Origin of the sequence: Chromobacterium sp. LK11 (genome assembly GCF_001043705.1) — a bacterium.
In the GTDB taxonomy this organism is placed as follows: Bacteria; Pseudomonadota; Gammaproteobacteria; order Burkholderiales; family Chromobacteriaceae; genus Chromobacterium; species Chromobacterium alkanivorans.
Genome location: NZ_LDUR01000048.1, coordinates 1 through 13,473, shown reverse-complemented (window position 1 = coordinate 13,473; position 13,473 = coordinate 1). Strand labels below are relative to the sequence as shown.

The 13,473-nt window shown below is 65.8% G+C and carries 17 protein-coding genes; 7 read left to right on the top strand and 10 right to left on the bottom strand.

Annotated features, from left to right (window positions below):
* Positions 1–9 precede the first annotated feature (9 nt).
* From VK98_RS21935 to VK98_RS21900, 8 genes are all read right to left on the bottom strand, one after another.
* Positions 10–1,281, bottom strand: a complete 1,272-nt coding sequence (locus VK98_RS21935; protein ID WP_048416060.1) for an MFS transporter — start codon at positions 1,279–1,281, stop codon at positions 10–12.
* 71 nt (positions 1,282–1,352) lie between these two features.
* A complete protein-coding gene (locus VK98_RS21930; RefSeq protein ID WP_048416062.1) occupies positions 1,353–2,051 on the bottom strand; it encodes a FadR/GntR family transcriptional regulator in 699 nt (232 codons plus the stop codon).
* A 93-nt stretch (positions 2,052–2,144) separates the two neighbouring features.
* Positions 2,145–3,623, bottom strand: coding sequence for a flagellar filament capping protein FliD (locus VK98_RS21925; RefSeq protein WP_197083142.1), 1,479 nt, complete (start codon positions 3,621–3,623; stop codon positions 2,145–2,147).
* Positions 3,624–3,796: 173 nt separating this feature from the next.
* Complete coding sequence (locus tag VK98_RS21920) at positions 3,797–4,060, bottom strand: hypothetical protein (protein WP_048416058.1); 264 nt, start codon at positions 4,058–4,060, stop codon at positions 3,797–3,799.
* 152 nt (positions 4,061–4,212) lie between these two features.
* Complete coding sequence (gene modB, locus VK98_RS21915; RefSeq protein ID WP_048416057.1) at positions 4,213–4,887, bottom strand: molybdate ABC transporter permease subunit; 675 nt, start codon at positions 4,885–4,887, stop codon at positions 4,213–4,215.
* Complete coding sequence (gene modA, locus VK98_RS21910; protein WP_048416056.1) at positions 4,884–5,612, bottom strand: molybdate ABC transporter substrate-binding protein; 729 nt, start codon at positions 5,610–5,612, stop codon at positions 4,884–4,886. Before modA ends, modB begins: the two co-directional genes overlap by 4 nt.
* A gap of 52 nt (positions 5,613–5,664) precedes the next feature.
* On the bottom strand, positions 5,665–6,351 hold the full coding sequence (locus tag VK98_RS21905) for a DUF3313 family protein (protein WP_082159186.1): 687 nt from the start codon (positions 6,349–6,351) through the stop codon (positions 5,665–5,667).
* A 106-nt stretch (positions 6,352–6,457) separates the two neighbouring features.
* Positions 6,458–7,135, bottom strand: a complete 678-nt coding sequence (locus VK98_RS21900) for a DUF3313 family protein (RefSeq protein ID WP_048416054.1) — start codon at positions 7,133–7,135, stop codon at positions 6,458–6,460.
* Positions 7,136–7,333: 198 nt separating this feature from the next.
* Between VK98_RS21900 and mltG the strand changes: the two genes are divergently transcribed.
* Genes mltG through VK98_RS21865 form a run of 7 tightly spaced genes read left to right on the top strand, consistent with a single transcriptional unit; the run spans position 7,334 to position 12,395 of the window.
* Positions 7,334–8,326: an endolytic transglycosylase MltG gene (gene mltG / locus VK98_RS21895; protein WP_082159184.1), complete on the top strand. Its 993-nt coding sequence runs from the start codon at positions 7,334–7,336 to the stop codon at positions 8,324–8,326.
* Complete coding sequence (gene tmk, locus VK98_RS21890; protein WP_048416052.1) at positions 8,326–8,961, top strand: dTMP kinase; 636 nt, start codon at positions 8,326–8,328, stop codon at positions 8,959–8,961. Before mltG ends, tmk begins: the two co-directional genes overlap by 1 nt.
* Positions 8,961–9,974 (top strand): DNA polymerase III subunit delta', encoded by a 1,014-nt coding sequence (locus VK98_RS21885; protein WP_048416051.1) that lies wholly within the window; start codon positions 8,961–8,963, stop codon positions 9,972–9,974. The genes tmk and VK98_RS21885 overlap by 1 nt, the downstream gene beginning before the upstream one ends.
* 19 nt (positions 9,975–9,993) lie before the next feature.
* Positions 9,994–10,368 carry a PilZ domain-containing protein gene (locus tag VK98_RS21880; protein ID WP_048416050.1) on the top strand — a complete coding sequence of 125 codons (375 nt, stop codon included), beginning with the start codon at positions 9,994–9,996 and terminating at the stop codon, positions 10,366–10,368.
* A 48-nt stretch (positions 10,369–10,416) separates the two neighbouring features.
* Entirely contained in the window at positions 10,417–11,187 is a 771-nt protein-coding gene (locus VK98_RS21875) for a TatD family hydrolase (protein WP_048416061.1), read from the top strand.
* Positions 11,188–11,201: 14 nt separating this feature from the next.
* Positions 11,202–11,594 carry a hypothetical protein gene (locus tag VK98_RS21870; RefSeq protein WP_156188018.1) on the top strand — a complete coding sequence of 131 codons (393 nt, stop codon included), beginning with the start codon at positions 11,202–11,204 and terminating at the stop codon, positions 11,592–11,594.
* 24 nt (positions 11,595–11,618) lie between these two features.
* Positions 11,619–12,395, top strand: coding sequence for an MBL fold metallo-hydrolase (locus VK98_RS21865; RefSeq protein ID WP_048416048.1), 777 nt, complete (start codon positions 11,619–11,621; stop codon positions 12,393–12,395).
* A gap of 44 nt (positions 12,396–12,439) precedes the next feature.
* On the opposite strand, the gene VK98_RS21860 is transcribed toward VK98_RS21865, so the two are convergent.
* Positions 12,440–12,904: a CreA family protein gene (locus tag VK98_RS21860; RefSeq protein WP_048416047.1), complete on the bottom strand. Its 465-nt coding sequence runs from the start codon at positions 12,902–12,904 to the stop codon at positions 12,440–12,442.
* Between the two features lie 91 nt (positions 12,905–12,995).
* A complete protein-coding gene (locus VK98_RS21855; RefSeq protein WP_048416046.1) occupies positions 12,996–13,301 on the bottom strand; it encodes a chorismate mutase in 306 nt (101 codons plus the stop codon).
* Positions 13,302–13,473 lie beyond the last annotated feature (172 nt).

Sequence of the window (13,473 nt, the reverse complement as noted above, 5' to 3'; positions counted from 1 at the left end):
AACAGGTTCTTAGAGCGGACGCGACTCCACCTGCACCAGGCGCTTGCGTCCGGCCAGCATGCCCATGGCGAAGGTGGCGGCGGAGATCAGCGCGAGCAGCAGGCCCAGCGGCCACAGGCTGTGGGTCTGGTCGCGGATCAGGCCTACGCTGAGCGGACCGAGCGAGGCCAGCGCGTAGCCGACGCCCTGGGCCATGCCGGACAGGTGGGCGGCCACGTGCGGGTCCGGCGAGCGCAGCGCCAGCAGGCTCAGCGCCATGCTGAACAGGCCGCCCTGGCCCAAGCCCAGCAGCACCGCCCAGAACAGCAGGCTGTCGGTGGGCGCGAACAACATGCCGAGCAGGCCGCTGATCACCAGCGCCACGGTGGCGGCGATAGGCGGGCGCTGGTCGCGGCAGCGCTGTCCCAGCGCCGGCACCAGCAGCGAGGACACTACTTGCACCATGATGGAAATGGACAGCAGCAGGCCGGCGTGCAGCGCGGTCTCGCCGCGGTCTATCAGGATGGACGGCAGCCAGCCGAACACGATGTAGGCCATCGACGATTGCAGACCCATGAACAAGGTCACCTGCCAGGCCAGCGGATCGCGCAGCAGGCCGCGCACCAGCCATTGGCCGTGATGGGACGCCTGCCGCTTACGCGTCTGCGGCCACCACACCAGCAGCGCCAGCAGCGCCGGCGTCGCCCAGATCGCCAGCGCGCCTTGCCAGCTGTTTCCCATCCAGTGCATCGCCGGCACGGTCAGGCCGGCGGCCAGCGCCGCGCCCAGGCACAGCGCCATGGTGTAGACCCCGGTCATCAGGCTGACCTGACGGGGGAAGTCGCGCTTGACGATGCCGGGCAGCAGCACGCCGATGATGCCTATGCTGGCGCCGGCCAGCGCCGAGCCGGCGAATAGGCCGACTTGGCCGAACTGGGTGCGCAGCAAGATGCCCAGCGCCAAGGTCACCAGGATCAGCGCGATGGTTTTCTCGCTGCCCCAGAGGCGGGCCAGCCGCGGCGCCAGGGGGCCGAACAGGCCGAGGCAGGCCACCGGCAACGTGGTGAGCAGGCCGGCCATCAGGCCGCTGAGCCCGCGGCTGGCGGCGACGTCGTGCAGCACCGGAGACAGGCTGGACAGCGCCGGCCGCAGATTGGCGCCGACCAGCATCAGGCCCAGCAGCAACAGCCAGGGACGGCTCAGCGCCGGGCGCTGGCTTTGCACGCCGGCGTCGTCGATCTCGGCGTCGATCAGCGTGTCTTCAACCGGCAGGTGGTCCGGCATCGATTTGGGTGTGGACATGTGTTTTCCTTCTGCGCTTTTGTTGTTGTCGGAGCCGGCTCCCCGCGCCTGGGGGCCGGCTCGAATCGGGCTCAAGCCGCGGCGGAGCGGTTCAGCAAGCGGTCCAGCGCCTCCAGCAAGGGGCGGGTGATGGCGGCGGCGGCTTGCGCCGCCTCGTCCGGCCGGCGCAGGCGGATGGCTTCGTAAATGGCTTGGTGGGCGGCGAGGTCCGGGTCCGGCAGCGCCTCGTCGAGGATGGACTGCTGCACATGCTGGCGCACCGCGCGCGAGAAATACGCGTAAAGCTCGGCCAAGGCCTGGTTGCCGCTGGCGTTGGCGACGGCGAGATGAAACTCCAGATCCCGGTCGATGAAGGCCTCCAGCGGCTCCTGCGGCAGCCGTTCGCCGCGGCGCGCCAGCGCGTCCGCTATCGCGCCGAGATCCGCTTCCGGACAGCGGCTGGCCGCCAGTCGCGCCGCGCTTTCTTCCAGCATGCAGCGCACTTCCAGGTGTTCGCGCAGGCTGGCGCGGCTGATGGCGCGCATCGCCTCGCCGGGGTTGACCGTGGCGCGCACATAGCTGCCGTCGCCCTGGCGCACCTCCAGCAGGCCGGCGTACAGCAGCACCCGCACCGCCTCGCGGACCGTGTTGCGGCTGACGCCCAGTTGTTCCGCCAGTTCCGGCTCGGTGGGAATGCGCGCGCCCAGCGGCCAATCGCCGTCCGCCAGCCGCTTGGCGATGTTTTCCACCGCGATGTCGACCAGCGAGCGTTTATAGGGAAGCGCCGACATGGCTTGCTCCTGATTCATCCAATCATCCGATGAATTTTAACGAGACAAGACGGAATCGGCAATGCTAGAGGAAAAACAAATAGCGAATATCAATCATGCATAAGTGGAGATGCCGTTGCCGCTGTTGCCGGACAGGCCCAGGCCGTTGTTCAGAATCTGGGAATTGACCGCGTAAGGCGCGCCCAGGGAGTAGACCATCGCGTACAGCGACAGCGCGCTGATTTGCTGCGCGCTCAGCTGGATGGTGCCGGACTGGTTGACCGTCAAGGAGGCGAGATTGGAGGGGACGGTATTGGACGCCGGGGTGGCGGATTGCCGCAGCTGCAGGCTGAACTGCATTTTCTGCAGCGCGGTCAGGGTTTGCGGAATGGTGCCGTTGCCGTAGGAGGCGTAGCTGTTGGCCAGCCAGTTCAACGCCCGGGCGGCGGTGTAGAGCAGATCGGCCACGCCTTGGGAATCCCCGCTGTAAGCGCTTTGCAGGCTGTTGTTGCTCAGGCTGAGGCTGCCCATCTGGCCGAACTGCTGCGGGTATTGGAAATTGAGGCCGATCTGGTTCAGCTTGACCAGCAGCGAGCTGCCGTTGCTGTAACTGGCGGCGGCCTGCTGGTTCATGCTGCTGGCCAATTGCTTGGCGATGGGGTCGCGGCTGAGCAGGCCGCCGCTGACCAGCAGCGCGTTCAGGCTGCCTTGCATGGTGTTGAAGGCGTCGGCCAGCGATTGCGCCTGTCCGTTGAGGCCGTTCAGGTCCAGCTTGACCGAGATATTGGTGCTGCCGGTGGACAGCAGGTCCATGGACACGGATGAGCCCAGCGAGATGCCGCTGTTGCCGGCGTTGGAGCCGGACGCGCCGTTGATCAGGTAGTTGGCGTTTTGCGCGGCCTGGGTCTGGGTCAGGTTCTGGCCGCTGCCCACCGCCTGGGTCTGGTCGAAGGCCAGGCGGGACAGGCCGCTCTGATCCGTGTTGTTGCCGTCGTTGTCGCTGACCAGGATCTGAAAATTGTTGCTGGCCCCGGTCTGGGCGGCGCTGATCTGCAATTGATAATTGCCGGAGGCGTTCTGCACGATATTGGCCACCATGCCGACGCCGGAGCCGTTGATGGCGGTGGCGATGCTGGACAGGGTGCCGTTGCTGATGGACAGCGTGGCCGAGCTGCCGCTGGGGGTGAAGCTGGTGGCCGAGGTGGGCGAGGTGTAGGCGTAGCTGCCGGTCTTGATGGTCAGCGTGCCGCTGCCCACCGCGGTGCTGCTGGTGTCCGGCAGGGTGAAGGCGGTGACCGCGCTGTGCGCCTGCGCCAGCTGCGACACCGACACGCTGTAATTGCCGTTTTGCGCGCCGGCGGCGGTGGAAACGCTGGCCACCGACGGATTGCTGCTGCTGCCGCTGATGGAGTTATTGACCGCGTACGGGGAATAGATCTGTTGCAGGCTGTCCTGGAAGATGTTCAGGCTGGACAGCAACTGGCCCAGCCCGGAAATCAGCACCACATTGGGATCGGTGCCGGCGCTCTGCGAGCTGTTGCTGCTGCGGATCAGCGGCACGATGGGCGAGGTGGAGCCCAATAAACCGCTCAAGAATTGATTGTTATTGCCGAAAAGCGATAACAGCGGATTGTAATTTCCGAGGATATTGTTTGCCATGGCTCACCCGCAGAATCCCTGTTGCCACCTCTCAGTGTAGGCGAAGAATCAGGAATTTGCCGGCGAGCGGGCTGTCCCGGCGGACAGGCCGCCGGAGAGGGGGGGGCTTACTTGGCCGGGGCCGCGTCCTTCACGCATTTCTTGACGAAGCTGGCCTTGGCCGCGCCGGCGAGTTTCTTGTCGGCGGCTTTGGCGTCGCAGCTTTTTTGGGCATTGGCGGCGGCGCTGTCTTTCTCGCATTTCTTCAGGAAGCTGCTCTTGGCGGCGCCGGCCAGTTTTTTCTCGGCGGCCTTGGCGTCGCAGGCGGCGTCAGCCAGTGCCAGGTTGGCGGAAGTCAGGGCCAGAACAGCGATCATCAGGTATTTGCGCATGATTCATCCTTGTTGGGTCAGGTTGTCGGGCCCATGACGGGCGAGAAAAACGATACTCCAAGTTATAGCGCATGAACACTGCGTTTTGTTGACGTCATGTAACAGCTTGCATCGATAGATGTCAGCATTGTCAGCAAACACGGCCCGTCGGCTCAGTCGTAGCGGCGCTGGCGCGCGTTGAGGCGGTAGACCAGGGCCAGGGTGGAGAAGGCGAACAAGACCAGCAACAGGCCCAGACGGTGCGCGCTGGCGTAGTCCGCCTGTTCCACGTGGTTGTACAGCGCGATGGAGATGACCCGGGTTTCCCCTTCGATATTGCCGCCTATCATCAACACCACGCCGAACTCGCCCACGGTGTGGGCGAAGCCCATGCTGGCGGCGGCCAGCACCCCGGAGCGGCAGCTGGGCAGGATGACCCGGGTCAGCCGCTGCCAGCGGTTGGCGCCCAATACCATCGCGGTTTCGATTTCCTCGCGCCGCACCGCGTTGAAGCTGACGATCAAGGGTTGCAGCACGAAGGGCAAGGAGTACAGCACCGAGGCGATGATCAGCCCCTGAAAGGTGAAGGCGAGGCCGGGCCAGCCCAGCCAGGCGGTCAGCTGGCCGATGGGGCCGTGCGGGCCGAAGGCCACCAGCAGATAAAAGCCCAGCACCGTGGGCGGCAGCACCAGCGGCAGCGTCGCGCCGGCCTCTATCACCGGCTTGAGGCGGGAACGCGTGCGCGACAGCCACCAGCCCAGCGGCACGCACAGCAGGAGCAGGATCAGGGTGCTGATGGCGGCCAGCCGCAGCGTGAGCGCGATGGCCGCCCATTCGGATGCGCTCATTGCGCGAAGTCGTAGCCCGCTTTCTTGATCAGCGCGCGCGCCTTGTCGCCCTTGAGGAAGACGAGGAAGGCCCTGGCCGCCGGGGTGTCGCGCACCAGCAGCGCGTCCTGGCGGATGGGCTGGTGCAGCTTGGCCGGCACCAGCCAGTAGTGGTCGGCGATGCCTTGCTCCAGCAGCTGCGCGTAAGCGACGAAGGCGAAGTCGGCGCCGCCGACCTGGGCGAACTGCATGGTCTGGCTGATGTTGTCGCCGGTGACGAACTTGGGCTTGAGCGCGTCGACGAGCTTGAGCGCGGTCAGGGTCTCCATCGCCGCGCGGCCGTAAGGCGCGGCCGCCGGGTTGGCGATGGCCAGCTTGTTGAAGTTGCCGCCGCGCAGCGCGGCTTCGCCGGCGTCGTCGCGTTGCTTGCTCCACAGCGCCAGCTTGCCGATGGCGTAGGTGAAGCGGCTGTCGGGCTTGCCTATCTTGTCGCGCAGCAGTTCGGCCGGACGCTCGTCGTCGGCGGACAGGAACACGTCGAAGGGCGCGCCCTGGCGGATCTGCGCGGTCAGCTTGCCGGAGGCGCCGCCGCTGGCCTTGATGTCGTGGCCGCTGGCGGCCTTGAACTCCACTGCGATCTTGTCCAGCGTCTGCTGGAAATTGCTGGCGACCGCCACGGTGACGGTGTCGGCGGCGGCGAACAGCGGGGACAGCAACAGCAACAAGCTCAGTACTTTGCGCGGCATGGTCGGCTTCCTGACAGGGGATCAAACAAGCATTATGCCGCCAGCCTGGGCGCTAGCCTACTCCTCCAAACGGAGTAGCCGCCGCCAAGTGCTGGGCCATCTGCCGCGCGTGGTCGCGGCTCCACAGGTCTACGCGCTGTTGCAGCCATTCCGCGTTGGACGGTTGCGCGTCGGCGGGGTCCGGATTATTGCCCAGCAGATTGACGCCGCCGGCCAACAGCAGGCCGGATTCGGAGTCTTCCAGCTGGCCTACGGTGGACACCTGGGCCAGATAGGGGTCGATGTCGTCGGCGAAGCGGGCCAGATTGAGCGCGGCCGGCAACGGTCGCCGCGCGTCGGCTTCGGCCAGCTCCCTTAGCATGTGGCCCACCGCCACGCGCAGCCGGGCGATGCCCGGCCCGGCCGAGGAGGCCACCGGCAGGCCCTCGCTGCACAGCGCCCGGGCCAGGCTGCTGCGGTAGCAGGCGTCTAGGCGGTTGTGCTCGTCGGCCGCGGTGGCCTGCCACTGGCCGTCCGCCTGGCGACCCAGAAAGATCAGCGGTTCGATCAGGATGCCGTGATAGCGCTTCAGGTCGACGCCGGGCTGCAGGTACAGCACCTGGCCGGCATGGTCCGGGCTGGGGTGGAAGGCTTCGCTGGGCAGCAGAACCAGATTCTCCGGCTGCTCCCCGGCGTGGCCGATATTGGCCAGCAAGGCGGAAGCCATCAGCGCGCAGGCGAGTTTAAAGAAGGGTTTCATCGTGCGGGCTCAGTGGAGATTGCGTGGGAGATGGACTGCGGGAGGCGGGCGGCGTTCCATCGATATTGTTGCGACTTTGTGACGGGTCGGACTGTCTTCATGCGTCTTATCGCGCCGGCGAGGCCGCGCCGCGGCGCGCCGCCGGCGTCAATTGCTGGCGCAGCAGCGGGGACCAGTCCTGGATCAGCAATTGCCGCCAGCCGTCGTCCTCGTCGCCGGCCGCGGCTTCGGCTTGCGACTGCATGGTGACGCCGCCGGCGACCACGCCCCGCCCCATCGCGTCCTCCAATTGGGACACCGAGGACACCAATTGCAGATACGGTTCTATATTGGAAGCCATGCAGGGCAGTTGCAGCGCCACGTGGCTGCTGTTCAGCGGCTGGCTGTCCTGGGCGATCCGCGATTGGCGCGCCGCCACCGCGATGCGCAGGCGCAGCGCGCCGGCGGTGGGGATGTCGGTCAGCGCGATCGGCCAGGCCTGCAACAAGGCGGCCACCTGGCGGCGCATGATCTGGTTGGCGCTTTCCTGCTCCGCGGTCTGCAGCAGTTGCCAGCCGCCGTCCTGTTGCCGGTTCAGCAGCAGCAGCGGTTCCACGATCAGCGCGTGGTAGCCGTTCAGCGCCGCGGGCGATTGCAGATAGGTCAGCTGCTGCGGATGCCGTCCTTGTCGGAAGGCATCCATCGGCAGGCGCCATAAATCCCTGTCGGTCTGCCGGACTGCCGCCAATCTGGCCAGCGCCGTCCAGGCCACCAATGCGCATCCCAGATTGAAGAATGGCTTCATGAAAAGACTCGCATCATTTAAGCAGTCCATTTAATCAGGTATAGAACGCGAGCAAAACTATGCAAAATGGAAAGGTGGACAGTTGATTTGGCGCAAACTTTGCTTGATTGCGCGGGGAGGGCCTGACATGTCGGTCAGGCCGGCTTGTCTGGTATCATGCGCGATCGTTCCGCTGCGCCGTCTCATTCTTCCCGTCAAATGATGAAAACACTGTTTCGCCTGTTGTTGCTGTGCTTCGCGCTGGGCTGTGCCTGGCTGGCCTGGGTGGTCCTGATTCCGGTTGGCCTGCCGGAGGGCGGCTACAAGCTGACCGTGGGGCCCAACCGCACCTTGAGCCAGGTGGCGCGGGGGCTGGAGCAGGAGGGGGTGGTGCGCAGCCGCCAGGTGATGGTGGCTCTGGCCCGCTTGCAAGGCGTGGACCGCAAGATCAAGGCCGGCCTGTACCGTTTCGACGGTCAGGCGTCGATGCTGGACATCCTGAGCCGCCTGGCCGACGGCCACCCGGACGAGGCCAGCCTGACGGTGATCGAGGGCTGGACCTTCCGCCAATTCCGCCAGGCGATAGACCGCAACCCGGACATCCGGCATAGCGCCAAGGACTGGAGCGACGAGGACATCATGCGGCGGCTGGGCTTCGGCGACGCCAAGCCGGAAGGCCTGTTCTTCCCCAGCACCTATTTGTTCAGCCCGGGCATCGAGGACGCCGAACTGTATCGGCAGGCCTTCGCCGCGATGCAGCAGCGGCTGGAAGCGGCCTGGGCGGCGCGCAAGCCGGAACTGCCTTACCGCACGCCTTACGAACTGCTGATCATGGCCAGCCTGATAGAAAAGGAAACCGGCGAAGACGCAGACCGTCCAATGGTGGCGGGGGTGTTCGTCAACCGCCTGAAGCAGGGCATGCGGCTGCAGACCGATCCCTCGGTGATCTACGGCATGGGCAGCCTGTATCAGGGCAAGATAGGCAAGGCCGATCTGCGCCGCGACACGCCTTACAACACCTATACCCGCGCCGGATTGACGCCGACGCCCATCGCCCTGCCGGGCAAGGCGGCGCTGGACGCGGCGGCCAATCCGGCCGAAACCACGGCCCTGTATTTCGTCGCCCGCGGCGACGGCACTTCGCATTTTTCCGCGACGCTGGACGAACACAACCAGGCGGTGCGCAAATACATCTTGAAGAAAGGACAGTAATGGCGCTAGAGCAGCAACGCGGCCGCTTCATCAGCCTGGAAGGCATAGACGGCGCCGGCAAGAGCACCCATCTGGCCTTTATCCGCGATTGGCTGGCGCAACGCGGCGTCGACGCCGTGTTCACCCGCGAGCCGGGCGGCACCCCGCTGGGCGAGAAAATCCGCGAACTGCTGCTGGCGGTGGACACCGAGGCCTCGCTGGACGCGGAAACCCTGCTGGTGTTCGCCTCGCGCCAGCAATTGCTGCACAGCGTGATCGAGCCCGCGCTGGCCGCCGGCCAGTGGCTGGTGTCCGACCGCTTCACCGACTCCACCTTCGCCTTCCAGGGCGGCGGCCGCGGCGTGCCCTTCGAGCGCATCGCCGAACTGGAGCAATGGGTGCAGCACGGCCTGCAGCCGGACCTGACCTTGCTGTTCGACCTGCCGCTGGAGGTGGCGGCCGAGCGCATGTCCAAGACCCGGCAGCTGGACCGCTTCGAGCAGGAGAAGGCCGATTTCCACGTGCGCGTGCGCGAAGCCTATCTGCGCCGCGCCGCCGGCCAGCCGCGTTTCGCGGTGCTGGACGCCAGCCGCTCCATCGCCGAGATCCAGATCGACATCGCGGCCTGCCTGCAAAAACTGCTGGAGGCCGCGTGATGCTGCTGCCCTGGCAAGAAGGCGATTGGGCGCGCTTGAACGCCGAGCGCGAACGCCTGCCCAACGCCTGGCTGTTCACCGGCGCCGCCGGCATCGGCAAGCTGGAGTTCGCCGAGCATCTGGCCCAGTCCTTGCTGTGCGAGCGGCCGCAGGCCGGCCACCGGCCTTGCGGCGAATGCGAGGCCTGCCGCTGGTATCGGCACGGCACCCACCCGGACTTCCGCCGGCTGTCGCCGCTGGGCGACGAGGACGAGGAAGGCAAGGAGGGCGCCGAGGGCAAGAAGGTCAGCCGCAAGCTGCCGGTGATCAAGATCGAGGCGGTGCGCGAGGTGATCGATTTCGCCCACCTGAGCGCGCATCGCGCCGGCCGGCGCATCGTGCTGGTGGAGCCGGCGGAAAGCCTGAATCCGGCCGCCGCCAACGCCTTGCTCAAAATCCTGGAAGAGCCGCCGGCCGAAGTGCTGTTCCTGCTGGTGGCGCACGCGCCGCAGCGGCTGCTGCCCACCATACGCAGCCGTTGCCGCCAGTTTCCGCTGACGCGGCCGGACCCGGCGCAGGCGCTGGCCTGGCTGCGCGAGCAGGGCGTGGCGGACGCCGAGCTGGAACTGGCCCACAACGGCGGCGCGCCGCTGTTCGACCACGATCCGGCGCTGGCCAAGCTGCGCGGCCAGTTCGTCCAGGGCCTGGCCCAGCCCAGCTTCGCCAATGTGCTGCAGCTGTCCGAGGCGGTGGACAAGCAGAAACTGCCCTTGCTGCTGCCCATAGGCTGGTTGATGAAATGGCTGCATGATCTGGCGAGTTTGAGACTAGCCGGTCTGGTCCGCTATTATCCAGATCAGGAGCGCGCCTTGCAGCAGCTGGCGGCGCGCGCCGACATCGCGCAATTGATGGCGTGTCAGCAAACGCTCAACCAGCTGGCGCCGTTCGGCCAGCATACGCTGAACACGCGCTTGCAATTGGAAGCGGTGCTGATGGACTATCTGAAGATATTCGCCAGCGGCAAAGCCGCCTGACACAGAGGGTTAGCCAAGTATGGACAATTCCGCCACTCGCCCGGACCTCAATCCCAACCGTCCCGGGGTGCTGTCCCTGCACATCAAGGAGCGCAGCGCGCTGTTCGCCGCCTACATGCCCTTTGTGCGCCACGGCGGGATTTTCATTCCCACCAACAAGGAAATGAAGCTGGGCGAGGAAGTGTTCCTGCTGCTGACCCTGATGGACGATCCGCAGCGCATCGCGGTGCAGGCCAAGGTGGTGTGGCTGACGCCGGCCGGCGCCAACAACAGCCGGGTGCAGGGCGTCGGCGTCGAGTTCGTCGCCGGCGACGCCGGCAAGCAGGCCAAGGACAAGATCGAGGCGCTGCTCAGCGGCGTGCTCAACTCCAGCCGGCCCACCCATACCATGTGATTGTTTTCGCGGCGCGCGCAAGCGCGCCGCAGCCTGATTGACGCAAAAATGTTCATTGATTCCCACTGCCACATCAATTTCCCCGACCTCGCCGCGCGCATGCCGGAAGTGCTGGCCAATATGCAGGCCAACCAGGTCAGCCACGCGCTGGTGATCGGCGTCAGCCGTCCCAAGTATCCGCAAGTGCTGGCGCTGGCGGAAAGCCACGGCAATCTGTACGCCACCGTGGGCGTGCACCCGGACGACCCGGACGCCGAAGAGTACAGCGAAGACGAACTGGTGGCGCTGGCCGCCCACCCGCGCGTGGTGGGCATAGGCGAAACCGGCCTCGACTACCACTGGTGCAAGGGCGATCTGGACTGGCAGCATCAGCGCTTCCGCACCCATATCCGCGCCGCCAAGCGCGTGGGGCTGCCGCTGGTGATCCATACTCGCGAATCGGCCGAGGACACCATCCGCCTGATGCGCGAAGAGAACGCCGAGGTCTGCGGCGGCGTGATGCACTGCTTCACCGAAACCTGGGAAGTGGCTCAGGCCGCGCTGGAACTGGGTTTCTACATTTCCTTCTCCGGCGTGGTGACCTTCAAGAACGCGGCCCAGGTCAAGGAAGTGGCGCAGAAAGTGCCGCTAGAGCGGATGCTGATCGAAACCGACTCGCCCTACCTGGCGCCGGTGCCGTATCGCGGCAAGGTCAACGAGCCGGCCTATGTCCGCCATGTGGCCGCCCACATCGCCGAGCTGCGCGGCATGGCGGTGGAAGAGGTGGCGCGCGTCACCAGCGATAACTTTTTCCGGCTGTTCTCCAAGGCTGGCCGTTGATGCGGGGAGTGGGCATGAAGCGAATCTTGCTGTCCGGACTGGCCTTGCTGGCCATATTGTTCTCGGCCCAGACCTGGGCCAATTGCGTCAATCTGAACGGCCGCAGCTATTGCTCCGAAGACGGTGGCATCGCCTTGGTGCAGCGCGGCCAGGCGATGTGCGGCAAGGGGGAATGCGCGATCGACGAATTCGGCAACGTGCTGTGCTCGCCGTATGCCGGCGGCGGCGTGGTGCGCGCCAACGGCGTCACTTACGCCGGCCCCGGCGCCTGCCTGCTGTCGCGCGACGGCAATCCGTATTGCGCCAAGCAGCCGCGCGGCAGCTGCCAGCAGGACGCCGACGGCAACGTTCGTTGCGACGGCGGCTGGGTGCGCGAGAAGGCCGAGCGCCCGCAGCGCTGCCGCTGATGCCTTGTCACTTGGGAAACGCCATTGGGTTCGCTTGAAGTCACCATCCTGGGCTGCGGCTCCAGTTCCGGCACGCCGGCCATAGGCTGCGATTGCGCCACTTGCTGCTCGGCGGACCCGCGCAATCGCCGCACTCGCGCCAGCGCCTATATCAAGGCGGGCGGCCAGGGTTTGTTGATCGACACCGGGCCGGACCTGCGCCAACAGGCGCTGCGCGAAGGGCTGAGCCAGGTGGACGCGGTGCTGTACACCCACCCGCACGCCGACCACCTGAACGGCATCGACGATCTGCGCGCATTTTGCTACGTGAAGAAGGGGCCGATCACGCTCTACGGCAACGCCTTCACCCTGGACAATATCAAGAGCCGCTTCGGCTATGCCTTGCAGCCGCCGTCCAAAATGTGGGACAAGCCGGTGCTGCTGCCGCGGCAGGTGGACGGGCCGGTGGAGTGCGGCGGTGTCACGCTGACGCCGGTGCCGCTGCAGCACGGCTCCTGGCCCTGTCTGGGCTGGCGCGTCGGCGACATGGCCTGGCTGACCGACGTGTCGGACATCCCGGACAGCAGCCTGCCCTTGCTGCAAGGGCTGAAGCTGCTGTTCCTGGATTGCCTGAACCACGACCCTTATCCGTCCCATCTGGGCGTGAGCCAGTCCTTCGACTGGGCCAAGCGCATCGGCGCCGAGCGCACGGTGCTGATCCACATGACCCATCGCTTGGAGTTCGGCGCGCTCAGCGCCGAGTGTCCGCCCGGCGTCGAGGTCGGCTACGACGGTCTGCGCGTCGAGCTGCCGTTTAGCTGATGCCCGTCATGCCAAGAAATCGTTAATAATCAATCGCTTTTATTTCAGGGCCGCAGCGGGATTTTCTGATCCAGCACCGCCACCGCGGTCAGCGCATTGTCCGGGCTGCCGTCCAGCAGCTTGTCGGAATAACTGAGATAGGTCAGCGTATTGCGTTTGGCGTCGACGATGCGCACCACCCGCACATGCTTGAAGATGAAGGACGCGCCCTCCTTGAACACCTGTTCCTGCTTGGGCAGCGGCTGTGCGAACTTGATCGCGCCCACCTGGCGGCAGGCCACCGAGAAGCGGGACGGGTCCTTGGCCAGTCCCAGCGCGCCCTTGTAGCCGCCGGTCTTGGCGCGCGAGATATAGCAGGCCACGCCTTGCACCGCCGGGTCGTCAAACGCCTCCACCACCACCTTGTCGTTGGGGCTGAGCAGCTTGAAGGTGGTGGACACCTCGCCCACTTCCTCGGCCCAGGCGGGCAGGGACAGGCAGGCGAGCAGCAGCAGGGCGGTCTTTTTCATTCGTGTTCTCCGGCAGCGGATAAGGAGCCGGCCGCTGCAGGCGGCCGGGGTTCGCGGATGGAAACGATTGTAGGGAAAGCCGGCTTTCGCCTCAATCGCCAGCCGCTTTGGCGCGGAAGGCCGCCATCTCGTCGGCGACGAAGTATTCGATCATGGTGCGGTAGACCGCCGCGGTCAGCGCCGAATCGGCGCCCAGCTCGCCGGCCAGCCGTTCGACGCGGCGCATCACCTGATCGACGCGCTTGCCGCCTTCCACCTCGTCCCGGCTATGCTTGAACGCCGCCGCCTGGCGCACATAGAGGCCGCGTTCGGCGATCAGCGCCACCAGCGCGCGGTCGATGCGGTCGATCTGGCCGCGCACTTCGTCCAGGTTTTGGCATTGGTAGACTTGTTCCATTCCGCGCGCTCCTCTTAGAACCTGTTTACGATCTGCTGCGCGTTGGCGATACGGCGTTAAAAACCGCTTCGAAATGCTCATGTACCACTTGTACATTCCGCTTTCTCAGCGGTTTTCGCCTTGTCTCGCCTTAGCTCGCGAGATCGTAAACACGTTCTTAGTAGTAGTTCAA